The following is a 21989-nucleotide window of genomic DNA, read 5'->3' as shown; positions in this document are numbered from 1 at the left end:
TCGGGCGCGTGGTCTGGGTCTTCTTCATCGTCGTCGCGGTGCTGCTCGTGGGTGGCTTCGCCGCCCTCGTGACCGGTCGCATCGGGTACGACCCGATGGCCCCGGCAACCACGACACAGGCCGATCCCGTTCTCTCCGAGCACTTCCCGGCCAGCGAGGTCTCCACCGTGCGGTTCGACACGGCGCTGCGCGGCTACCGCATGGACCAGGTCGACGCGGTGCTCGACCAGCTGCAGGCCCGCATCGCCGAGCTCGAGGCCGCGCAGGACCCGCGCGACGTCGCCGCGCCGACGCCTCGCGCCGACGGCTGACCGCCATGGCCCGCTTCCACCTGACCCGTCACTCCCCGGCGAGCCCGGAGGCCGTCTGGGCGGCGGTCACCGACTTCGCTGCCTACGCGGACTGGATGCCGCTCACGCGCATGCGGCTCGATGCCGGACAGCCGACCCCGGGCTGGGGGTTCGCCGGCATCAGCGGCCTCGGGCCGCTGGCGTTCCGCGACTCGATGCTCGTGACCGTCTGGGAGCCGCCGGCCGACGGTGCAGGCCGGTTCCGCGTCGTCAAGACCGGCCGGGTGCTCGGTGGGTGGGCCGACGTGACCGTGGCACCCGACGGCGACGGCACCCGTCTGGACTGGCGCGAGGACGCCGTCGTCCGGCCGCTGCCGGCCAAGCGCCTCTTCGACCCCCTGGTGGCCCGGGGCAGCGAGTGGCTCTACGGGCGCGCGATCGCGGCGATGCTGGACCGGGCCGCGGGGGCGCCCCGGTGAGCGGAGTCGTCGTCGGCGCGGACGGCCTGGCGCGGTGTGCCTGGGCCGGCTCGACCCCGGACTACCTCGACTACCACGACCGCGAGTGGGGCGTGCCGGTCCACGGCGAGAAGGCCCTCTACGAACGGATCACCCTCGAGGCGTTCCAGTCCGGGCTCGCGTGGATCACCATCCTCCGCAAGCGCGAGGCGTTCCGCGCGGCGTTCGCCGGGTTCGACCCCGAGGCGGTCGCGGCCTTCGACGACTCGGACCGGGAGCGCCTCATGGCCGACGCCGGCATCGTGCGCAACCGGCTCAAGGTCGACGCCGCGATCACCAACGCTCGCGCCGTCCTGGGCCTGCGCGAGCAGGGCGGGCTCGAGGACCTCGTCTGGTCGCACCGGCCGGAGCAGCACACCCCTCCGCGCAGCACCGCCGAGCTGCGCGCCACCTCTCCCGAGAGCGTCGCCCTCGCCAAGGCTCTGAAGAAGGCCGGCTTCGCCTTCGTCGGACCGACGACGATGTACGCCGCCATGCAGGCCTGCGGGCTCGTGGACGACCACCTCCTGGGGTGCCACCGGGCCGGCGGCCCGGAGTGAGCCGGTCCCCGGTGCGCGCCCTGCTCTGGCGCGCGGGCCTGGTCTACCTCGTCCTGAGGGCGGTCAGCTGGGTGCTGCTCGTCATCGCCTCGCACCGCCAGCCGGTGATGATGGACTGGACCGGTCCCACGGTCGAGCCGCTGGACATGACGGTGCTGTGGGACGGCAGCTGGTACCGGCACGTGGCCGAGCTCGGCTACCCGCACGTCCTGCCGCGCCTGCCGGACGGCCAGGTCGCGCAGAACGCCTGGGCGTTCTACCCGCTGTTCCCGCTCGTGTCCCGGGCGCTCATGGACCTCACCGGTTTCGGCTTTCCGCTCGTCGCGTCCTCGGTGGCCCTCCTGTGCGGGCTCGGCGCCGCGCTGGTCATGGCCGTCCTGCTCGCCGAGAAGGTCGGCCGCCCGGTGGCGCTGGCGACGGTCGCGGTGTGGGCGGCCTTCCCCGCCGCCGTCTCGCTGCAGCTGGCGTACACCGAGTCGATGGCGATGCTCGTGCTGTGCCTGCTGCTGTGGGCGGTCCTCCGCAGGCAGTGGGTCGGGGCGGGGGTCGCGGCCCTGGTGCTCGGCCTCACCCGGCCGATCGCCGTCCCGGTGGTGGCCGTGGTGGCCGTGGCCCTCTTCCTGCGCTGGCGCGGCCGCCGGCGTGAGCCGGTCGGCGCGGGAGAGTATGCCGCGGGGGCCTTCGCCCTCGCCTGCAGCGGGCTCGGGGCGATCCTGTGGCCGCTCGTCGCCTGGCACGTGACCGGCGTGCGCACCGCCTACACGGACACCATGGCGGCGTGGCGGGTCGGCCACGTCATCGAGCCGCTCAAGCCCTGGCTCGGCATGTCCCAGTGGGCCTTCCGCGACTTCGACGGCGCAGCGGTCTACGGACCCGTGGGGCTCGCAGCCCTCGTGACGGCGATCGTCGTGCTCACCCTCGGGCCGTGGGCGACCGCGCTGGGTCCCGAGCTGCGCACGTGGTGCCTGGCCTACCCGGCATACCTCGCGCTCGTGCTCGACCCGTTCACGAGCATCTTCCGCTACGCGCTCCCGCTCTTCCCCCTGGTGGCCGTCATGCTGGGCGGTGGCTGGGTCGAGCGCGGCGCCCGCTGGCTGTGGACGCGCGCCGGGGTGCTCGTCGCGCTCGGCGTCGTCGGCCAGGTCGCCTGGATCTGGAAGCTGCTGGTCTTCCACCCGCCCTCGGACTACCCGCCGTGAGCGCCGCCGGCCTGACCGCGCTGCGCACCTCCGCGGGCCGCAGCGCCGTGGCGCAGCGGGCGCTGCGCCACCCGGTGGCCTACCTGCTGCTCGTGTATGCCGTGTCGCGCGTCCTCGTCGTGGCCGCCATGGGCGTGGCCGCCGTCTGGTTCCAGACCCCCGCCGGGGTGGGGCACGTCGACCCGAACGTCGCCGACATCCTCGGCGGCTGGGACGGCGTCTGGTACCAGCGGATTGCCCAGACCGGCTACCCGGTTCCCCTGCCGGCCGACCCCGACACGGGCCTGCTGACCTACAGCGAGTGGGCGTTCTACCCGGTCTTCCCGTTCCTCGTGCGCGGCCTCATGGTCACGGGCCTGCCGTTCCTCGGGGCCGCGGTCACGCTCAACCTGCTGCTCGGTGCCGCGGCGACGCTGCTCGTGTGGCGCTGCTTCCACTTCGCCCTGCACGCCTCGCCCCAGCCGGCCCGTGAGCGCCTCGCCCTGACGGCGGCGTCGCTGTGGTGCCTCTACCCGGCGACGGGCGTGCTCGTCATGCCGTACACGGAGGCGGTGGCGGCGGTGCTCATCGCCGGCTCGCTGCTCCTGCTCATGCAGCGGCGCTACGCCTGGGTGGCGACGCTCGCGCTCGTCCTCGGCTTCACCCGGGCGGTGGCCCCGGCGATCGCGTGCGCGGTGCTGGCCCACCTCGTCCTGCGGTGGCGCGAGGACCGGGCGGCGGGGGTGGCGCCACTGGCCGGCCAGCGGGTCACGGCGGGGCTGATGATCGCGGCGACGGCAGTGTCCTCGCTGTCGTGGCCGGTCGTCGTCGGCCTCGTGAGCGGGCTGCCGACCGCGTTCTTCGACGTGCAGGCGGCGTGGGGGCAGAAGCCGGAGTCGGGGCCGTTCGTGCTCTGGCTGGCGTGGGCGTGGGAGTCGCACGGGTTCTTCGGCGTGCTCGTCCTGGTCTCGCTCGTCGCGACGTACATCGCGCTCATCCTCGGGAGGCACGGGCGCTGGCTCGCCGTCGAGCTGCGGGTGTGGGCGCTGGCGTACCCGCTCTACCTGCTGGCCGTCGTGCGGCCCATCACGAGCATGTGGCGCTTCCTCCTGCTGGACTTCCCGATCGCCGCGCTCGTCGCCTCGGTCGCGATGCGGACGTCCACCGGCGCGCGGATCGTGCCGCACTGGCGGCGTCGGGTGGGTGTCGTGGCGGTCGTCCTCGTGCTGGGGATGTTCTGGTTCACCTGCACGCTGCTGACGTACACGCCGTGGGCGGCCGCGCCGCCGTGAGGCGCCCCCGTCCCGACCCGTCGCCCCTCTCAGCGGCCGGTGAAGACCGGCTTCTCCTTGGCGAGGAACGCGTCGACGGCCGCGCGGTGGTCGGCACTCGCGCCGGTGCGCGCCATGTACTCGCCCTCACGCGCGAGCGACTCCGCCAGCGGGTGCGCGGCCGAGTACGCCACGGCCTGCCGGATCGAGCCGTAGGCCATCGTCGGGCCGGCGGCGAGCTGCGCGGCGACCCGCGACACCTCCGCCTCGAACTCCTCCGCGGGCACGACGGTGGTCACCAGGCCGAGGGCGAGGCACTCGTCGGCCGGCACGGTGCGGGGCAGCAGGAGCAGCTCCTTGGCCCGCGCCGGTCCGACCAGGCGCTGCAGCCACCACGACGACCCGGAGTCGCAGGACAGGGCGATGCCGGCGAAGGCGAGGTTGAACCCCGCGGTGTCGACCATGATGCGGATGTCGGCCGCCATCGCGAACGCGGCACCCGCGCCCGCCGCCACCCCGTTGAGCGCGGCCACGACCGGCTTGTCCATCGTCGCGAGCAGCTCGGCGACGGGGTTGTAGTGGGTCGGAACGGTCTCCCACAGGGACGGGTCGTCGGACTGCAGCAGGGTCACGTGCTCGCGCAGGTCCTGCCCCACGCAGAAGGCCCGCCCGGACCCGGTGAGCACGACGCAGCGCACCTCGGGATCCCCGGCCACCTCCGTCAGGGCCGCCAGCAGCGCCTCCTTCGTCGCCACGTCCAGGGCGTTCATCGCGTCGGGCCGGTTGAACCGCACGGTGGCGACGGCGCCGTCGCGCTCGAGGAGGACGGGGGACTGGCCGGGAGCGGGGGTGTCGGTCATGGCGTCATCATGCCGGGCACGCGGTGGGGCGGATTTCACCTGTGAGGCTGTTCACGGGATAATGAGGCAAAACTGGCGCGCACCTGCTGACCGACGACCACTGGCGTGGACCCGTGTGCCCAGCCAAACCACGCCTGACGGAAGGGACACATCCCCATGGCGGCAATGAAGCCGAGGACCGGCGACGGCCCGCTCGAGGTGACCAAGGAGGGTCGCGGCATCGTGCTGCGCATGCCCCTGGAGGGTGGCGGTCGGCTCGTCGTCGAGATGACCCCTGACGAGGTGCGTGCCCTCGGCGACGCCATCGACAACTGCGAGGGCCTGAAGTAGCCCTTCGGCCCCACCACGAAGGACCCCCGCCGGCATGCCCGGCCGGGGTCCTTCGTCGTCCCGGCACCTGTTGGGACAGGTCGCCGCCGGTATGCCGGCCGGCCCGGCCGGGTGGGTAGGGTCGGGGCCGTGCCAGACCCCGAGCTCCTGACCCCCTCCACCAGCGACTGGTCGGTCCAGCACCGACCCCTCGCGGACGTCCTCGCCGACCACGACCCGGCCGACCTGGCCCTGGCGGTCGCCGTGGGCGGGGACGGCATCGGCCCGGCCGGGGCCGAGGCGCTCGAGCTGGTCGGGCTGGACGCCACCGTGGTCCAGGCGACGTGGGAGCCACCGTCGACCGCCGGCGCGGTCACCGCCGTCCCGCTGCCGCCCGGGGAGCGGGCGGCCCGGACGGTGCTGCTCGTCGGCATGGGGACCGGCTCGGTCGCCGACCTCCGGGCGGCGGGTGCGGCGCTCGGCCGCGCGGTGCGGGGGCGTGCCGCCCTCGTCACGACGGTGGGGGCCGGGGAGCCGGCGCCACTGCAGTCGGCCCTCGCCGAGGGCCTGGCCCTCGGCGGGTACACCAGCCCGCGGTGGCTGAGCGAGCGCACCAGCGCCAGCCCGGCCCCCGTGCAGGCCGTCGCGCTCGTGGGGTCGTACGACGGGGACGTCGTCCGGCGGTCGGTGCGACGCGCCACCGCGACCATGCTCGCCCGCAACCTGGCGGTCGTCCCCTCGAACACCAAGAACCCGGCCTGGGTCGCCGCCCAGGCGCGCACGCTGGGCCGGCGCCACGGCCTCGACGTGACCGTGTGGAACGAGCGCGAGCTGCGGGCGCAGGGCTTCGGCGGCCTGCTCGCCGTCGGCGCCGCCTCGGCCACCCCGCCGCGCCTGGTCCGCCTCGACTGGACGCCGGAGGGGGCGGGCGCGCGGCCGCCGCACGTCGTGCTCGTGGGCAAGGGCATCACCTTCGACACCGGCGGGCTCGACATCAAGCCGGCCGAGGGCATGCTCGCGATGAAGACCGACATGAGCGGCGCCGGCATCGTCCTGTCCGTGCTGGCCGCCTGCCGCGACCTGGCCGTCCCCGTGCGGGTCACCGGCCTGCTGGCGCTCGCGGAGAACGCCGTGGGCGCCGCGTCCTACCGGCCCGGCGACGTCATCACCCACTACGGCGGCCGGACGGTCGAGATCGGCAACACCGACGCCGAGGGGAGGCTCGTGATGGCGGACGCCCTGGCATACGCCGACCTCGAGCTGCAGCCCGACGTCCTGCTCGACATCGCGACCCTGACCGGCGCCGCCCGCGTCGCGCTGGGCCGCTCGATGGCCCCGGTGTACGCCACCGACGACGCCGTCGGCGAGGCGCTCGTCCGGGCGGGGGAGGCGACCGGCGAGCTGCTGTGGCCGTTCCCGCTGGTCGAGGACTACCGCCCCACCCTCGACAGCGACGTCGCCGACATCAACCACATCGCGGGACTCGGGGGCGGCGGCGGCTCGATCTCGGCAGCATTGTTCCTCCGGGAGTTCGCGGGCTCGCGGAGCTGGGCGCACCTCGACATCGCCGGGGTCGGCCGCTCCGACGTCGACAGCGGGCTCCACACCAAGGGCGGCACGGGCTTCGGTGCCCGGCTGCTCCTGCACTGGCTGGAGGAGATGCGATGAACGCCGGGTACGGGTTGACCGTCCGCTGGTCCCTCGAGGAGGCCCCCGCCGACGTGGCGGGCAAGCTGCGCGACTACGTCGTCGGGACCTCGATGGCGAAGTTCATGTTCCTCGACGGGCTCGCGTTCAAGACGTGGCGGATGGTCGAGGGCAGCTGGTTCGAGGGCACCTACGTCTTCGACCAGGCCGTCTACCGCGACGACTTCCAGAAGGAGTTCAGCGCCGAGGCGGCCCAGTCGGCCGGCAGCAAGATCATCGGGTCGGCACCGGTGCTCGTCGAGCCGTTCGAGGTCGTGGCGATCGCCGAGGGACCCGAGGGCTTCCGGCGCGGCCCCGGCCCCGGCACCGCCTAGCGCTTGACGGCGGCGAGCACGCCGTCGCCGACCGGCAGGAGGGCCGGGACGAGGCGCTCGTCATCGCGCAGCCGCTTGCCGAGGTCGCGCAGGATGGTGGTCTCGGCGTCGCGGGCGGCGGGGTCGGCGACCTTGTCGTGCCAGAGCATGTTGTCCAGGACCAGCACCCCGCCCGAGCGCAGCAGCCGGATGGCGTGGTCGACGTACTCGGGGTACTCCCGCTTGTCGGCGTCCACGACCACCATGTCGTACGCGCCGTCGGTCATGCGGGGCAGGACGTCAAGGGCCCGGCCGGTGATGACGCGGGTGCGCTGGTGGGCGATCCCGGCCTCGGCGTACGCCTTGCGGGCCGCGCCCTGGTGCTCGGCCTCGACGTCGATGGTCGTGAGGATGCCGTCCTCGGGCATCCCCTGCAGGAGCCACAGCCCGGACGTGCCGCCCCCGGTGCCGATCTCGACGACCGACCGGGCACGCACCGCCGCCGCCAGCAGGCGCAGCAGGACGCCGGCGCCGTTGCCCACGGGCACCGCCCCCAGCTCCTCGCCGCGGTGCCGGGCGGACTCGATGACCTCGTTCTCGGTCACGAACTCCTCGGCATACGCCCAGCTTGCGGGCTTCTGTGCGCTCATGCCGCAAACCCTACTGCCGTGGGGGTGTCTCCCCGGACCGCAGGATGTTCAGGAAACGCTCAGGTTGGTGGGGAACGATTTCAACCAGTCGGTCGTCTGGACCGAGTGCACAGCACGCACCTCCGGGTGCGCCGACCGGAGGTGAGGGACGTGACCGCGACCGACATGATCGGCACGCCCCGGGCAGAGAGCCAGGACCAGCCCGCGTGGGTGCCGCCCTCGTGGGAGGAGATCGTCGAGCAGCACTCCGCCCGGGTGTACCGGCTCGCGTACCGCCTCACCGGCAACCCGCACGACGCCGAGGACCTCACCCACGACGTGTTCATCCGCGTCTTCCGCTCGCTGCACTCCTACCAGCCCGGCACCTTCGAGGGCTGGCTGCACCGCATCACCACCAACGTCTTCCTCGACAAGATGCGCCGCAAGCAGCGCATCCGCTTCGACGCCCTGTCCGACGAGTCCGCCGCCCGCCTGCCCAGTCGCGACCTGGGTCCCGAGGCCACGTACGACGCGACCCACTTCGACGACGACGTCCAGCGGGCGCTCGACGCGCTGTCGCCGGAGTTCCGGGCCGCCGTCGTGCTGTGCGACATCGAGGGCCTGTCCTACGAGGAGATCGCGGCCACGCTCGGCATCAAGCTGGGCACCGTGCGCTCGCGCATCCACCGCGGCCGCGCGCAGCTGCGCGAGTCGCTGGCCCACCGCGACCCCTCCCTGGGGCGCCCCGCGACGGACTCCGAGCGTCCCGCCACGCCCCGGCGCCGACTGCCGGTGCTGGGCCGGGCGGTGCCGGGGTCGCGATGACGCGGCTCGGGCTGGTCGGGGGGTCGGCGCCGCGAGGCGGCCGGTGCCTCGGCGACCGCCTGACCGCCTATGCGGACCGGGCCATGGATGCCGCCAGCCTGCTCCACTGGGACCGCCACCTCGTCGTGTGCACGCGCTGCCGTGCCCTCGTCGAGCAGGAGCGCCGGGTGCTCCAGGCACTGCGGTCCCCGGCCTGCTCCTCCGTGCCCGGCGACCTGCGCTCGCTCCTGCTGGCCGTGGCCGAGCAGCCGCTGCGCCCCGAGGCGGCCGACGTGACCGGCCAGGCGTCCCCTGGCCGGGGGACGCGCCCCGGTGGCACCGTCACGCACCACCTGCCGCCCGTCCCCGTCGCCCCCGTGCCGGTGGTCGACCGCGGCGCCCCGGCGCTGCACCGGTCGGTGCGCCGTGCCACCGTCTTCGCCGGCATCGCGGCGGGGGCGACGGCTGCGGCCGCCTGGGGGCTCGTCGTGACCGGCGGAGGAGCAGGTACGCCCTCGCCGACCACCCCTGCGTCGCCCGCGGTACAGCGTGCGCGGTCGGCCCAGCCCGGCTTCGCGACCGCTGCGTTCACCGTGCGTGGCTTCGGGAGCTCGGCCGGCACCGCCGTGGCGGCCCCGAACCTTGGACCCACTGTCAGCGGAGCGCGCCAACGTTCGGCAGAATCGACGCCATGACCAACGAGCGCGACCCCGAGGCGAGCCCTCAGGGCGCCGACGACGAGCGCACCGCCGCACCGGGCGATTCTGCTCCTGCCGTCGAGCCGCAGGATGCCCACCCGGTGCCGGCTGCCGACCACTGGGACCCGTGGGCGCCTCCGCGCCCTGCCGAGCACACCCAGCCGGTCGACCTGTCGCACACCCAGGAGATCGACTCCGCCGCGGCTGCCTCCGCCCACGGTGGGCCCGAGGGCAGTTCCCCCGACGCTGCACCGACCTCTTCCCCCGACGCTGCACCGACCCAGCCCGTGTGGGCGCACGAGCCGACCGGCTGGCCGGCCCAGCCCGCCGCCCCGGGCCCCGAACCCACCGGCTACGAGCCGACCGCGCACGCGCAGCAGCCCGGTGACGGCCCCGGTGCGGCGTACGGCGCCGGTGCCGCAGCCGGTGCGGCGTCCGGGGTCGCGGCCGCCACCGACCACGGCACGCCCGCGCACGCGCAGGGCGCCCCCTCGGCCGGCCTGCCCGGCAGCGGCTGGGACCCGATCACCGCACCCTCCGCGGACGCCGGGTATGCCGGCAGCGCGGCCCCGTGGGCAGGTGCCCACCCCGTGCCGGCGACCGCGCCGCAGCAGAAGGGCCCCGGCTGGGGTGCCCTCGTGGCCGTCGCCGCGGCTGCCGCGCTGGTCGCCGCCGTCCTCGGTGGCATGTTCGGCGGCTGGCTCGGCGCGACCGACCGCGTCGACTTCGGCCGCCTGGACCGCACCCCGTCCTCGATCCCCACTGCCGGCACCGGGTCGACCGCGCGGCCCGAGGGCTCCATCCCGAACATCGCCGCCAAGGCGCTGCCCAGTGTCGTCACCATCAAGGTGCGCGGTGCCGACGGCGCGGGCACCGGCTCCGGCTTCGTCCTGGACCGCGACGGGCACATCATCACCAACAACCACGTCGTGGCCAGCGCCGCGAACAACGGCACGATCAAGATCGAGCTCTCCAACGGCTCGGAGATCTCCGCCACCATCGTGGGCCGGGACGCCTCGTACGACCTCGCCGTCCTGAAGACCCAGCGCACCGGCCTCGAGCCGCTCACCATGGGAGCCTCCAAGGACGTCGTCGTCGGCGACCAGGTCATCGCGGTCGGGGCCCCGCTCGGGCTGGAGTCCACCGTCACCAGCGGCATCGTGAGCGCGCTGAACCGGCCCGTGAGCCCCGGCGGCGACGGCGACCAGCAGTCGTACATCAACGCCATCCAGACCGACGCGGCGATCAACCCGGGCAACAGCGGCGGCCCGCTGCTGAACATGCGCGGCGAGGTGATCGGCGTGAACTCGGCCATCGCGCGCATCCCCGGCTCGACCGACACCCAGTCCGGCAACATCGGCGTCGGTTTCTCGATCCCGAGTGACCAGGTGGTCAAGACCGCCGAGCAGCTCATCAAGACCGGCTCGGCGCAGCACCCGGTGATCGGGGTCGTGCTCGACCGCCAGTACACCGGCGACGGCGTGCGGATCCTGCCGAAGGGCACCGCCGACAGCGGTGACCCGGTCGACCCGTCCGGCCCTGCCGGCAAGGCGGGGGTGAAGGCGGGTGACATCATCGTCGAGTTCGACGGCCGCAAGGTCACCAGTGCCGACGACCTCGTCGTGGCCATCCGCGCCAAGAGCGTCGGTGACCGGGTGTCGATGACGGTCCGTCGCGGCAGTGAGACGATCGAGGTCACACTGACCTTGGCCGGCAAGTCCGGCAGCTGAGCAGGAGGGCTCGTGGCAGGCGTCAACGGCTGGGAGTTCATCCTGCTGATCGTGCTGGCGGTGGTGATCCTCGGCCCCGAGCGGCTTCCGGAGTATGCCGCGAAGCTGGGACGGCTCGTGCGCCAGGCGCGCGCGATGGCCGAGGGTGCGAAGGGTCAGCTGCGCGAGCAGATGGGGCCGGAGTTCGACGACATCGACTGGCGCCAGTACGACCCGCGCCAGTACGACCCGCGGCGGATCGTGCGCGAGGCGCTCATGGACCCCACCCCGTTCGAGCCGGAGACCTCGGCGGCCGCGGCGGGCGCAGCGGCTGCGGCGTCGACGCCCGGCTCCGGCCCGGTGTCACGCGACCCGTCGCTGCCGACGCCCTTCGACGACGACGCCACCTGATCGCTCGTCTGCGCACAGGCGAGCGTGTGCCTGCGCGCTGACCCGCTCCCTGCGCACTGGGACGGAGGTCTGCGCACAGACGACCGTGCGCAGGACCCGGTCCTAGCGGCCGACGGGGGACAGGCCCAGCGACCGCCCGGCCAGGCCGCGCGAGCGCGTGCCGAGGCCTCGGGCGATGCCGCGCAGCGCCACGGCTGCCGGCGAGTCCGGGTCGCGCAGGACGACCGGGTTGCCCTCGTCGGCGCCCTCGCGCAGGTTCGTGTCGAGCGGGATCTGGCCGAGCAGCGGCACCTGGGCGCCCACCGCGCGGGTGAGCGACTCCGAGACCGCCTGGCCGCCGCCGGAGCCGAAGATCTCCTGGCGCGAGCCGTCGGGCAGCTCGAGCCACGACATGTTCTCGATGACGCCGACGATCCGCTGGTGGGTCTGCAGCGCGATCGACCCGGCTCGCTCGGCCACCTCGGCAGCCGCCTGCTGCGGCGTCGTCACGACGAGGATCTCCGCGGTCGGGATGAGCTGGGCCACCGAGATCGCGATGTCGCCGGTGCCGGGCGGCAGGTCGAGCAGCAGCACGTCGAGGTCGCCCCAGAAGACGTCGCCGAGGAACTGCTGCAGCGCACGGTGCAGCATCGGCCCGCGCCACACGACCGGCTGGTTGCCGGGCACGAACATGCCGATCGAGATGACCTTCACGTCGTGGCTCACCGGCGGGAGGATCATGTCGTCGACCTGGGTGGGGCGGTGCTCGACGCCGAGCATGCGCGGCACGGAGAAGCCGTAGACGTCCGCGTCGACCACGCCGACGCGCAGGCCGCTCTCGGCCAGCGACGCCGCGAGGTTGACCGTCACCGAGGACTTGCCGACGCCGCCCTTGCCTGAGGCCACGGCATACACGCGGGTGAGCGAGCCGGGCCGGGCGAACGGGATCTCGCGCTCGGGCGTCCCGCCCCGGAGCTGCTCGCGCAGCTTCGTGCGCTGCTCGTCGCTCATGACACCGAGCGACACCTTCACGCCGGTGACACCGGGCACCTTGGCGAGGGCCTCGGTGGTGTCCTTGGTCAGGGTGTCCTTCATCGGGCAACCCGAGACGGTGAGCAGGATCGTCACCGCGACGCGGCCGGCCTCGTCGACCGTGCAGCTCTCGACCATCCCCAGCTCGGTGACGGGCTTGCGGATCTCGGGGTCGATGACCGTGGCGAGCGCCTGACGGAGGGCGTCGTCGGTCACGGGTGCTGCTGAGGGGGCGGACATGCCCTCCATGCTAGGTCGCCGCGGTCTCCGGGGCCGACCCGCCCGTCTCCTCGCGGCTGCCGGCCTCGTCACGCCGGCGCACCTCGAGCCCGCGCTCCTCGAACTCCTCGAGCAGGCTGCGCAGCTCGGAGCGGACGAAGTCGCGGGTCGCGGCGTCGCGCATGGCGTGGCGCAGCGCCGCCACCTCGCGGGTGAGGAACTCGGTGTCGGCGAGGTTCCGCTCGTCCCGGGCGCGGTCCTGCTCCAGCGCCACGCGGTCGCGGTCGGCCTGCCGGTTCTGCGCGAGCAGGATCAGCGGCGCGGCATACGACGCCTGGAGGCTGAGCATGAGCGTGAGGAAGATGAACGGGTAGGCGTCGAAGCGCAGGGTGCGGCTGGACAGGATGTTCCAGCCCACCCAGACCAGGACGAACACCGTCATCGCGATGATGAACTGCGCCGTCCCCATCCACCGGGCGAAGCCCTCGCTCCAGCGCCCGAAGGTCTCCTGGGACAGGGCGGGGCGGGGCAGCACCGCGCGACGGGTGTCGCGCGGCTGGTCCAGCCGGGACGAGGCGTCCCGGCGGCGCTCGCGCTCAGCCATGGGTCACCTCGCGCCGCTCCTCGCGCCAGTCGTCGGGGAGGATGTGGTCGAGGACGTCGTCGACGGTGACGGCACCGATGAGGCGGCCCTCGTCGTCGACGACGGGCACACCGACGAGGTTGTAGGTCGCGAGGATCCGGGTCACCTGGCCGAGCGGCGCGTCGGCGGTGAGCGGCTCGATCTCCTTGTCGAGGATGCCGCCGATGGCGCCGTGCGGGGGCTCGCGCAGCAGCCGCTGGATGTGCACGATGCCGAGGAACTTGCCGGTCGGGGTCTCGTGCGGCGCGCGGCAGACGTAGACGGTGGACGCCAGGGCGGGGGAGATCTCCGCGCGCCGGACCACGGCGAGAGCCTCGGCGATGGACGCCTCGGGGCCGAGGATGACGGGCTCGGTCGTCATCATGCCGCCGGCCGACTCCTCGTCGTAGGACAGCAGACGGCGCAGGTCGGCGGCCTCGTCGGGCTCCATCCGGCGCAGCAGCTCCTCCTGCTTCTCCTCGGGGAGGTTGTGCAGCAGGTCGGTCGCGTCGTCGGGCTCCATCGCCTCGAGAACGTCGGCGGCCCGGTCGACCGGCAGGCCCTCGAGGATCTCGACCTGGTCGTCCTCGGGCAGCTCCTCGAGGACGTCGGCGAGACGGGCGTCGTCCATCGCCTCGGCGACCTCGGCCCGCCGGCGCTTGGGCAGGTCGTGGATCACCTCGGCGAGGTCGGCCGACTTCAGCTCGTCGTAGGTCTCGAGCAGCATCGCCGCCGACTGCCCCTCGGCGTGGCGGTGGATGCCGCTGACGTCCTCGACGGGCACGAGCACGGTCGTGCCCCGGCGGCGCCGGAACGGCCCCAGCGAGGACTTCTGCGTGCCCTGGCGGACGTACACCTTGGAGATCGACCAGTCGCGGCCGCGCTCGCGCTCGATGGCGACGTCCTCGACGGTCGCCTCGAACGCGCCCTCGGGGTCGTTGACGGTGACCGGCCGCTCGAGGATCTCGGCCATGACCAGCACCTCGTTGGCGCGCTGCTCGAACCGGCGCATGTTCACCAGCCCGGTCGTGATGACCTGGCCGCCGTCGACGGAGGTCACCCTGGTCATCGGCACGAAGACGCGGCGGCGGCCCGGCACCTCGACGACGAGGCCGATGACGCGGGGGCGGCGGCGGGAGGCGGTGAACGTCACGACGACGTCGCGGACCCGGCCGACCTGGTCGCCGAGCGGGTCGAAGACGCTCAGGCTGGTCAGGCGGCCCACGAAGACGCGCGACGGAGTGCTCACGCTGCAAGGCTATCCGGCGGGCCCGTGCTCGGCCCGCAGGCTCAGCGGTCGTCCGGCTGGCGGGTGCCCCGGCGCCGCCGCGGGCGTCCGCGCAGGTGCCACGGGCGCCAGTGCGTCGTCGTCGCCGTGCTCGGGGGGACAGGGGCGGCGCCCGAGGATGTCCCGTAGCTGCCGGGAGCCTCCAGGGGCGGGCCGAACGGCCTGAGCGCGCGCACCGTGCACTCGCGCGCCCAGCGGTCGACCGGGTCGTCGGTCGCGTTGAGCCGGGCCGCGGTCAGGGCCGACGTCGCCGCGGCCCAGCGCTCGTCGTCCGGCGCGACCTCCTCGCACGTCGCGTGGACGGCGAGCAGCCGGCCGCCGGTGTCCTTGCTGCGCAGGAGCAGCACAACCTCGCCGGGCAGCCACGGCAGGGTCTGCTCACCGGGCCCCGACACGGCATACACGGTGTCGTCGGCCCAGGCGTGCCAGAAGGGCCACGCGCGGTCCTCCGGCGGCTGCACCCACATGAGCCCGGACTTGGTGGCGGCCTCGGCGAACAGCGCGGTGATGTTGACGGCCGGCGCGGCGTCGGCAGCCCCGCCGGCGGTCGGCAGTGACCCGTCGTCGGCGGGGCGCGGCGCGGTCTCGGTCACACGTGAACTGTGTCATAACCGCCGTCGGAAGCGCGCTGCTAGTTTCGCCGCGTGCGCAGCCCCAAGGACTTCTTCGCCCCGCTCGCCGTCGGCGCCCCGGCGCCACTGACCGAGGTGCCCGCCCGGCCCTCCCGCGTCATCCACTTCTTCGACCCGAGCAACGAGAAGATGGCGGCCAAGGTGCCGGCCATGGTCGGCACGGTCGACGTCCTGCTCGGCAACCTCGAGGACGCGGTCAAGGCCGACCGCAAGGAGGCCGCTCGCGCGGGCCTCGTGGCGATCGCCAAGGCCACCGACTTCGGCGACAGCACCCAGCTGTGGACCCGCGTCAACGCCCTCGACAGCCCGTGGGTGCTCGACGACCTCACGACGCTCGTCACCGAGATCGGCGACAAGCTCGACGTCGTCATGGTGCCGAAGGTCCAGGGGCCGGAGGACATCCACTACGTCGACCGGCTGCTCGCCCAGCTCGAGGCGAGGGCCGGGTTGACGCGGCCGATCCTCGTGCACGCCATCCTCGAGACGGCGCGCGGTGTCGCGAACGTCGAAGCCATCGCCGGCGCCAGCCCGCGCATGCAGGGAATGTCCCTCGGCCCGGCCGACCTCGCGGCCGACCGCAGGATGAAGACGACCCGGGTCGGGGGTGGCCACCCCGGCTACCTCGTCCGCCAGGACCCGCCGGCCGGCGTCGACGACGCCGTCAACGCTCCGCGGGCCACGTTCCAGCAGGACCTGTGGCACTACACCATCGCCCGCATGGTCGACGCCTGCGCGATGCACGGGATCTTCCCGTACTACGGCCCGTTCGGGGACATCGCCGACGTCGTGGCCTGCGAGGACCAGTTCCGCAACGCGTTCCTGCTCGGCTGCGTCGGCACGTGGTCGCTGCACCCGGTGCAGATCGGCATCGCCAAGAAGGTGTTCAGCCCCTCCGCGGAGGACGTCGCGCACGCGCGGCGGGTCGTCGAGGCCATGGGCGACGGGACCGGAGCGGTGATGCTCGACGGGAAGATGGAGGACGACGCCTCGCTCAAGCAGTGCCGGGTGATGCTCGAGCTCGCCGAGCGGCTCGCCGCCACCGACCCCGAGCTCGCCGAGCTGTATGCCGTGCAGCCCGGTTCCAGCGAAAGTGCCGGTGCCTGACATGGCGGGCTGCACGGCAATGCCCCGTGCTTGTCTCTGTGGGCCGGGTGCCGACGAAGCGGCAGGTGCCTGACGTGGCGGGCACCACGACGGGCGCGCCCCTGGGCGAGGCGTCGGCATACCGGCCGCGTCGCTCGGTCCTCTACATGCCGGCGTCCAACGAGCGGGCGCTCGAGAAGGCCAAGACCCTCGCGGTCGACGCGCTCATCCTCGACCTCGAGGACGCCGTCGCACCCGACGCCAAGGAGCAGGCGCGCGAGAACGCCTGTGCCGCAGCGCGATCCGGCGAGTACGGACGCCGCGAGGTGACGATCCGGGTCAACGGCATCGGCACCCGCTGGCACGAGGACGACCTCGCCGCCGCCTGTGCGGCGGGGCCCGACGGCATCGTCGTGCCGAAGGTCGGCTCCGCCGACGAGGTCCGGGCACTGGTCGCGGCCATGGAGGCAGCCGGTGCGCCCGAGCGGACGAAGCTGTGGGCGATGGTCGAGACCCCCGCCGCGATGCTGCACTGCGAGGAGATCGCCGGGGCCTCGGACCGGCTCGTGGTGCTCGTCATGGGCACCAACGACCTGGCCAAGGAGCTCCACGCCGAGCACGTCCCTGGTCGGCAGCCGCTGCTCACCGGGCTGTCGCTGTGCCTGCTCGCGGCGCGGGCGACCGGGACGGTGATCCTCGACGGCGTCTTCAACGACGTCAAGGACGCCGAGGGGTTCGCGGCGGAGTGCCGGCAGGGGCGCCAGATGGGCTTCGACGGCAAGACGCTCGTGCACCCGGGACAGGTCGAGACCTGCAACGCGACCTTCGCCCCGGACGAGGCGGCCGTCGAGGACGCCCGGGCGGTGCTCGCCGCCTGGGAGGCCGGCGCCGGCACGGGCGTGGTGACCCTGGGCGGCCGGATGGTGGAGGCCCTGCACGTCGAGACCGCGCAGCGCGTCCTGGCCGTCCACGACGCGATCACCGCGCTCGCGGACGAGGGCGCCTGACACCCGCGAGGTCGTTGAAGAAAAAACTCTCCCGGCGGGGCAACCTCCGGGCGGGGGTGCGCGTCTAGGAGGGTGCGGTCGTCCTCGGGGGGAGGGCGGCCGCACCACTGTGTCCGGCCTCGTTCTGGTCACGGTCGCGACCGACACGGTGTCGCAGACAACCGGACCGCCGCCTCGTGCGTCACCATGACTGCAGGCTCGACGTTCGTGGGCCGGGCACCCGGCCACGGAAGGGGACACCATGAACCGCGCTCGCACCACCTCGGCCGCCCTCGCGAGGGCCGTCGCCGCGACCCTCCTCCTCGGGGGGTGCGGGGGCGTGACGTTCGGGCAGCAGACCGCGCAGACCAGCACCGGGGCGGCTGCCCCGAGCAGCACGGCGCCGTCGAGCCCCAGCACCAGCGAAGCCCCGTCCCCGACCAGCGAGGCCCCGGAGCCCTCCGGCACCACGGCCCCGACCTCGGAACCCACGACATCGCCCACGAGCTCCCCGTCGACCTCGCCGACGAAGCCCGCTACGCCCACGAAGACCCCCACCCCGACGCCCAAGCCGACGCAGAAGAAGGAGGGCGACACCCTCCAGGCCGGTGACTCGGGGCCCTATGTGAAGCAGGTGCAGCAGCGGCTCACCGAGCTCGGCTACTGGAACGGCGGCGCCGACGGCACCTACGGCTTCCTGACCTCCCAGGCCGTCATGGCGCTGCAGAAGGCGGCCGGGCTCGGGCGCGACGGCGTCTTCGGTCCCGCGACCCGGCGCGCGATGCAGGCGGGCATCCGTCCCCAGTCCCGCACCGGTGGCACCGGCGTGGAGATCGACAAGGCGCGCCAGCTGCTGCTCGTCGTCCGCGGCGGTCGCGTGACGACCATCCTCAACACGAGCACCGGCAGCGGCCAGCACTACTCCTACAACGGGGTCGACCACATCGCCCTGACCCCGGCGGGGTCGTTCTCCGTGTTCCGCACCGTCGACCACCTCGACAAGGGCCCGCTCGGCGACCTGTGGCGTCCCCGGTACTTCAACGGCGGCATCGCGGTGCACGGTGCCGGTGCCATCCCCGGCTACCCGGCGTCGCACGGCTGCGCCCGCGTCAGCAACCCCGCCATGGACATGATCTGGGCGAACAACCTCATGCCGGTCGGCAGCAGCGTCGTCGTCTACTGACCCCGCTCCCGCCCGACAGGGGGACCTTCTCCCCGGGCGCCGCCGGCCGCAGCGCGTTGTGCTGGTGCCGGCGGAGGTGGGGCCATGGACATCACGAGGCGCGCCGTGCTCCAGGCGGCAGGGGTCACTGCAGGTGCGGGGGCACTCACGCTGGTGGGCGCCGGCGGCGCCCAGGCGGCATACCCGGTCGTGCGGCTGGGCAGCACGGGATCTGCCGTGCGCACCCTGCAGAGCCGGCTCACCGCGCTGCGCTACTGGTGCGGCACCGTCGATGGCGTCTTCGGGCCGCTGACGCAGCAGGCGGTCTGGGCGCTGCAGAAGGCGGCCGGCATCACCCGTGACGGCATCGTCGGGCCGGTCACGTGGAGCAGGCTCGCCTCGGGTGTCCGCCCCCGCGTGCGCACCCGTACGGGCACGTGGGTGGAGATCGACAAGGCCCGACAGCTGTTCCTGTATGCCGTGGACGGCCTGCTGGTGCTCACGCTCAACACGAGCACCGGCTCGGGGCAGCGCTACTGGAGCCGCGGTGCCTGGCACGTGGCGTCCACGCCGACGGGGTCGTTCCGCGTCTACCGGAAGGTGAACGGCTGGGACACCGGTCCGCTGGGATCGTTGTGGCGGCCGGCGTACTTCAACGGCGGCATCGCACTGCACGGCTACGGGTCGGTGCCGCCGTACCCGGCGTCGCACGGCTGCGTTCGGGTCAGCATCGCGGCGATGGACATGCTGTGGGCGACCGGCCGGGTGCCGCTCGGCCGGCGCGTCACCGTCTACTGACCCGTGGGTCCGGACCCCACCAGGGCGCAACTCAACGTCGGTGTAGGCGGAACAGGGCGAAGCGCAGCACGCTCACGACCACCCAGCCCACCGCCAGGAGGACGATGGCGCCCCACGACGGCAGGTCGACGCCCAGCACGACCGACCCGATGACCCAGACCGGCAGCAGGAGGCACAACTCCAGCGCCGCGAGCTCCACCGAACCCACCAGGGTGCTCGGCTCCCGCCCTCGGAGCGCTTCGCGAAGCATGATGTCCCCCCTCGGCACGTCACGTGGCGTGAACGATACGCGGCTTCGGGCCGTCGTCCGGCTCCCTCCGAGGTGACGGGCCAGAAAACTTCCGGGGCCGGTGTCGAAGGTCGGGGTCGCCGTTCGACGTACGTGCGACAGTGCACGTCTCCACAACGGAAGGATCGAGTCAGATGCCCCGCTTCATGGGTTTTGTCAGGATGGAAGAAGGCTCGGGGCCGCCCCCGCAGGCGCTGATGGACGCGATGGACACCTACATCGGGAAGCAGGCCGCCGAGGGGGTCTTCCTCGACGGGGGCGGCCTGTACGGCACCGAGGACGCGGTCAACTTCGTCGTCCGCAAGGGCGAGACCTCGCGGGTCGACGGGCCCTACGCCGAGGCGAAGGAGGTCGTCGGCGGCTTCGCGATCATGCAGTACGACTCGCTCGAGGCGGCGATCGCCGGCCAGCAGGAGTTCGCGGACCTGCACGCGAAGTACTGGCCCGAGTGCAGCATGGTTGCCACGCTGCGCCAGATCTCCGAGGCGCCGCCGGAGGCCGCCGGCGCCTGACCCCGGGTCAGGCCGGTCGAGACGGACGCCGCCCGGGTGGCGGCGTCCGTCTCCTAGGCTGACCGGGTGTCAGCCGATGCCTCGACCACCGGGACGATCACCACGGTGTGGCGCGCCGAGTCGGCGCGACTGGTCGGTGCGCTCACCCGGATGACCCGCGATGTCGGGCTGGCCGAGGACCTCGCCCAGGACGCGCTGGTCGCGGCACTCGAGCAGTGGCCGGTGACCGGTGTGCCGGACAACCCCGCCGCGTGGCTGATGACCACGGCCAAGCGGCGCGGGATCGACCACTTCCGGCGAGCCGAGACCCTGCGCAGCAAGGTCGAAGGACTCGCCCTCGCTCGGACCGGTGGGCAGGAGGGGCAGGTGCCCGACCTCGACGACCAGGTCGACCACATCGAGGACGACGTCCTGCGCCTCATCCTCCTGACCTGCCACCCGGCCCTGAGCCCCGAGTCGAGGGCTGCGCTGACCCTTCGCCTCGTGGGTGGCCTGACCACGGGCGAGATCGCCCGGGCGTTCCTGTCCACCGAGTCCGCCATGGGGCAGCGGATCTCCCGGGCGAAGAAGTCCCTGTCCGAGGTCCGCGCGGACTTCGAGGTCCCCACGGGGCCGGAGCGCGCGGCACGCCTCGACGACGTCATGGCCGTGATCTACCTGATCTTCAACGAGGGCTACTCCGCGGCTGCGGGCGAGGACTGGCTGCGGCCGGACCTGGCGACCGAGGCCATCCGCCTGTCACGGATGCTGGCCGGGCTCACGCCGCACGAGCCCGAGGTCCTGGGGCTCCAGGCGTTGCTGGAGATCCAGGCGTCCCGACTTCCGGCACGGGTGGACGAGGACGGGGCGGCGATCCTGCTGGAGGCGCAGGACCGGAGCCAGTGGGACCAGGAGCTCATCCGGCGTGGGCTGGCTGCGCTGCAGGACGCCCGGGTCCACGCCTCGCGCGGCACGCCGGTCGGGAAGTACTTCCTGCAGGCGTCGATCGCCGCCGAGCACGCGCGGGCCGGGCACGCCGACGACACCGACTGGCGGCAGATCGCCCGCCTGTACGACGTCCTCGCGACGGCAGCGCCCGGGCCGGTCGTCGAGGTCAACCGCGCCGTGGCGCACGGGCGCGCGTTCGGCCCCGCGGCAGGGCTCGCCGTGCTGGACGCCCTCGACGGTGACGGGCTCGGGAGCTCCCCGATGCTGCCCAGCGTGCGCGGCGACCTGCTCGAACGGGCCTCACGGCACGCCGAGGCCGCGGAGGCCTTCACCGAGGCTGCCTCGCGCAGCCGGAACGCTGCCGAGCGTGCGGTGCTCCGACGGCGAGCCGACGAGAACCGGGCACGCGTGTCGGGCCCCGGCTGAACCTGTCGTCGGCGCCCGGCGTCAGCGCGGCTGAGCCGCGACCCAGCGCAGCTGCGCGGCCGCGTGGTCGCGCCAGTACGCGGCGGTGTGGCCGCCGTCGTCGACCGTCAGCCGGGCGGTCGGCAGGGCCCGGGCGAACGCTCGGTTGCCCGACACGAACGGGTCCGAGCGCCCACAGTCCATCCGGACCGGGATGCGACGCAGCACCGCGAGGCGCCGCGGGGCGAAGACGTCGTGGGCGAGGAAGTCCTCGCGGTCGTCGAAGGCGCCGGGCGAGCTGGCACCCGGGGTGGTCCAGAGCGCCGCGCTCTCCGCCACCACGGCGAAGACGCGCTCGGGCCCCAGCTCGCTCGCGAGCAGCAGCGAGCCGTACCCACCCATCGACCAGCCGAGGAACGCGATCCTGCCCTCGTAGTCGATTGCCTTGCGCGCCAACGGAAGCAGGTCGTCGACGACCATCGCACCGGGGTCCATCCCCGACCGGCGCGCGTGCCAGTAGTCGTCGCCGCCGTCGACCGACACCAGCGCCAGCCCGGTCGCTGCGACGTGGTCGTCGAGGTGCAGGATGCGGAACGCGTGGCTCGCGTCGCCGCCCTTGCCGTGCAGCACGACCACCAGCGGCGGACGCTGCACGCCCTTGGGCTTGACGAGCTGCCAGTGCACCGTGCGGCCCGGGCAGTGCCGGGAGGTCAGGGTCCCCGCGCTCGCCAGCACGTCGGCGCGGCGGCCCGCACCGCACCCGGCGAGGCCGAGGGTGACCGCCCCGGCGGCGCCGCCGAGCAGCGCGCGCCGGGGGATCGTTGACATGGCGACACCCT

At 73.6% G+C, this 21989-nt stretch carries 26 protein-coding genes; 18 read left to right on the top strand and 8 right to left on the bottom strand.

From position 1 onward, the window contains the following. Positions 1 to 8: 8 nt before the first annotated feature. From RKE38_RS14235 to RKE38_RS14215, 5 genes are read left to right on the top strand one after another with little or no spacing between them, the layout of a single operon-like run. Complete coding sequence (locus RKE38_RS14235) at positions 9 to 311, top strand: DivIVA domain-containing protein (protein ID WP_316008143.1); 303 nt, start codon at positions 9 to 11, stop codon at positions 309 to 311. A 5-nt stretch (positions 312 to 316) separates the two neighbouring features. After that, a complete protein-coding gene (locus tag RKE38_RS14230) occupies positions 317 to 769 on the top strand; it encodes an SRPBCC family protein (protein ID WP_316008142.1) in 453 nt (150 codons plus the stop codon). Then, positions 766 to 1347, top strand: a complete 582-nt coding sequence (locus RKE38_RS14225) for a DNA-3-methyladenine glycosylase I (RefSeq protein WP_316008141.1) — start codon at positions 766 to 768, stop codon at positions 1345 to 1347. The genes RKE38_RS14230 and RKE38_RS14225 overlap by 4 nt, the downstream gene beginning before the upstream one ends. Further along, positions 1344 to 2546, top strand: a complete 1203-nt coding sequence (locus RKE38_RS14220) for a hypothetical protein (protein WP_316008140.1) — start codon at positions 1344 to 1346, stop codon at positions 2544 to 2546. The genes RKE38_RS14225 and RKE38_RS14220 overlap by 4 nt, the downstream gene beginning before the upstream one ends. Continuing rightward, positions 2543 to 3817: a hypothetical protein gene (locus RKE38_RS14215; protein WP_316008139.1), complete on the top strand. Its 1275-nt coding sequence runs from the start codon at positions 2543 to 2545 to the stop codon at positions 3815 to 3817. Before RKE38_RS14220 ends, RKE38_RS14215 begins: the two co-directional genes overlap by 4 nt. Positions 3818 to 3846: 29 nt before the next feature. On the opposite strand, the gene RKE38_RS14210 is transcribed toward RKE38_RS14215, so the two are convergent. Next, positions 3847 to 4656, bottom strand: a complete 810-nt coding sequence (locus tag RKE38_RS14210) for an enoyl-CoA hydratase-related protein (protein ID WP_316008138.1) — start codon at positions 4654 to 4656, stop codon at positions 3847 to 3849. A 156-nt stretch (positions 4657 to 4812) separates the two neighbouring features. Here RKE38_RS14210 and RKE38_RS14205 point away from each other — a divergent pair, with 156 nt between their 5' ends. The 3 genes from RKE38_RS14205 (at position 4813) to RKE38_RS14195 (ending at position 6986) form a co-directional block, all read left to right on the top strand. Beyond that, positions 4813 to 4986 (top strand): DUF3117 domain-containing protein, encoded by a 174-nt coding sequence (locus tag RKE38_RS14205; RefSeq protein WP_082590346.1) that lies wholly within the window; start codon positions 4813 to 4815, stop codon positions 4984 to 4986. 129 nt (positions 4987 to 5115) lie between these two features. After that, entirely contained in the window at positions 5116 to 6633 is a 1518-nt protein-coding gene (locus tag RKE38_RS14200) for a leucyl aminopeptidase family protein (protein WP_316008137.1), read from the top strand. Further along, on the top strand, positions 6630 to 6986 hold the full coding sequence (locus RKE38_RS14195) for a hypothetical protein (protein ID WP_316008136.1): 357 nt from the start codon (positions 6630 to 6632) through the stop codon (positions 6984 to 6986). The genes RKE38_RS14200 and RKE38_RS14195 overlap by 4 nt, the downstream gene beginning before the upstream one ends. On the opposite strand, the gene RKE38_RS14190 is transcribed toward RKE38_RS14195, so the two are convergent. Then, positions 6983 to 7615: an O-methyltransferase gene (locus tag RKE38_RS14190; RefSeq protein WP_310154582.1), complete on the bottom strand. Its 633-nt coding sequence runs from the start codon at positions 7613 to 7615 to the stop codon at positions 6983 to 6985. The two genes, RKE38_RS14195 and RKE38_RS14190, sit on opposite strands and share 4 nt — an antisense overlap. Positions 7616 to 7780: 165 nt before the next feature. On the opposite strand from RKE38_RS14190, the gene sigE reads away from it, so the two are divergent. The 4 genes from sigE (at position 7781) to RKE38_RS14170 (ending at position 11216) form a co-directional block, all read left to right on the top strand. Beyond that, positions 7781 to 8419 carry an RNA polymerase sigma factor SigE gene (gene sigE, locus RKE38_RS14185; protein ID WP_316008347.1) on the top strand — a complete coding sequence of 213 codons (639 nt, stop codon included), beginning with the start codon at positions 7781 to 7783 and terminating at the stop codon, positions 8417 to 8419. 83 nt (positions 8420 to 8502) lie between these two features. Next, a complete protein-coding gene (locus tag RKE38_RS14180; RefSeq protein ID WP_316008135.1) occupies positions 8503 to 9093 on the top strand; it encodes a hypothetical protein in 591 nt (196 codons plus the stop codon). Beyond that, on the top strand, positions 9090 to 10826 hold the full coding sequence (locus RKE38_RS14175; RefSeq protein WP_316008134.1) for a trypsin-like peptidase domain-containing protein: 1737 nt from the start codon (positions 9090 to 9092) through the stop codon (positions 10824 to 10826). The genes RKE38_RS14180 and RKE38_RS14175 overlap by 4 nt, the downstream gene beginning before the upstream one ends. A gap of 12 nt (positions 10827 to 10838) precedes the next feature. Beyond that, positions 10839 to 11216 carry a twin-arginine translocase TatA/TatE family subunit gene (locus RKE38_RS14170; RefSeq protein ID WP_316008133.1) on the top strand — a complete coding sequence of 126 codons (378 nt, stop codon included), beginning with the start codon at positions 10839 to 10841 and terminating at the stop codon, positions 11214 to 11216. A gap of 102 nt (positions 11217 to 11318) precedes the next feature. On the opposite strand, the gene RKE38_RS14165 is transcribed toward RKE38_RS14170, so the two are convergent. Genes RKE38_RS14165 through RKE38_RS14150 form a run of 4 tightly spaced genes read right to left on the bottom strand, consistent with a single transcriptional unit; the run spans position 11319 to position 14949 of the window. Continuing rightward, positions 11319 to 12467 (bottom strand): Mrp/NBP35 family ATP-binding protein, encoded by a 1149-nt coding sequence (locus RKE38_RS14165; RefSeq protein ID WP_316008132.1) that lies wholly within the window; start codon positions 12465 to 12467, stop codon positions 11319 to 11321. 10 nt (positions 12468 to 12477) lie between these two features. Next, complete coding sequence (locus RKE38_RS14160) at positions 12478 to 13050, bottom strand: DUF1003 domain-containing protein (RefSeq protein ID WP_316008131.1); 573 nt, start codon at positions 13048 to 13050, stop codon at positions 12478 to 12480. Beyond that, entirely contained in the window at positions 13043 to 14317 is a 1275-nt protein-coding gene (locus tag RKE38_RS14155) for a magnesium transporter MgtE N-terminal domain-containing protein (RefSeq protein WP_316008130.1), read from the bottom strand. Before RKE38_RS14155 ends, RKE38_RS14160 begins: the two co-directional genes overlap by 8 nt. Positions 14318 to 14358: 41 nt before the next feature. Then, complete coding sequence (locus RKE38_RS14150; RefSeq protein WP_316008129.1) at positions 14359 to 14949, bottom strand: hypothetical protein; 591 nt, start codon at positions 14947 to 14949, stop codon at positions 14359 to 14361. Positions 14950 to 15000: 51 nt separating this feature from the next. On the opposite strand from RKE38_RS14150, the gene RKE38_RS14145 reads away from it, so the two are divergent. From RKE38_RS14145 to RKE38_RS14130, 4 genes are all read left to right on the top strand, one after another. After that, positions 15001 to 16092 (top strand): CoA ester lyase, encoded by a 1092-nt coding sequence (locus tag RKE38_RS14145; RefSeq protein WP_316008128.1) that lies wholly within the window; start codon positions 15001 to 15003, stop codon positions 16090 to 16092. 65 nt (positions 16093 to 16157) lie between these two features. Further along, on the top strand, positions 16158 to 17078 hold the full coding sequence (locus RKE38_RS14140) for a CoA ester lyase (RefSeq protein WP_316008127.1): 921 nt from the start codon (positions 16158 to 16160) through the stop codon (positions 17076 to 17078). A 241-nt stretch (positions 17079 to 17319) separates the two neighbouring features. Next, the gene (locus RKE38_RS14135) at positions 17320 to 18240 is read left to right on the top strand and encodes a L,D-transpeptidase family protein (protein WP_316008126.1); all 921 of its coding nucleotides are present in this window, start codon (positions 17320 to 17322) and stop codon (positions 18238 to 18240) included. Between the two features lie 84 nt (positions 18241 to 18324). Next, a complete protein-coding gene (locus tag RKE38_RS14130; RefSeq protein ID WP_316008125.1) occupies positions 18325 to 19017 on the top strand; it encodes a L,D-transpeptidase family protein in 693 nt (230 codons plus the stop codon). A 31-nt stretch (positions 19018 to 19048) separates the two neighbouring features. On the opposite strand, the gene RKE38_RS14125 is transcribed toward RKE38_RS14130, so the two are convergent. Next, a complete protein-coding gene (locus RKE38_RS14125; protein ID WP_316008124.1) occupies positions 19049 to 19267 on the bottom strand; it encodes a hypothetical protein in 219 nt (72 codons plus the stop codon). A gap of 173 nt (positions 19268 to 19440) precedes the next feature. On the opposite strand from RKE38_RS14125, the gene RKE38_RS14120 reads away from it, so the two are divergent. Together RKE38_RS14120 and RKE38_RS14115 are read left to right on the top strand one after the other, a co-directional pair. Next, positions 19441 to 19818 carry a YciI family protein gene (locus RKE38_RS14120; protein WP_316008123.1) on the top strand — a complete coding sequence of 126 codons (378 nt, stop codon included), beginning with the start codon at positions 19441 to 19443 and terminating at the stop codon, positions 19816 to 19818. Between the two features lie 66 nt (positions 19819 to 19884). Further along, a complete protein-coding gene (locus RKE38_RS14115) occupies positions 19885 to 21171 on the top strand; it encodes an RNA polymerase sigma factor (protein WP_316008122.1) in 1287 nt (428 codons plus the stop codon). Positions 21172 to 21192: 21 nt separating this feature from the next. Here RKE38_RS14115 and RKE38_RS14110 read toward each other — a convergent pair whose 3' ends face one another. Beyond that, positions 21193 to 21978 carry an alpha/beta hydrolase gene (locus tag RKE38_RS14110; protein WP_316008121.1) on the bottom strand — a complete coding sequence of 262 codons (786 nt, stop codon included), beginning with the start codon at positions 21976 to 21978 and terminating at the stop codon, positions 21193 to 21195. Positions 21979 to 21989 lie beyond the last annotated feature (11 nt).

Source organism: Phycicoccus sp. M110.8 (assembly GCF_032464895.1).
GTDB lineage: Bacteria > Actinomycetota > Actinomycetes > Actinomycetales > Dermatophilaceae > Pedococcus.
Note: the sequence above shows the minus strand (reverse complement) of the source record. Positions and strands in the feature narration are given on the sequence as shown.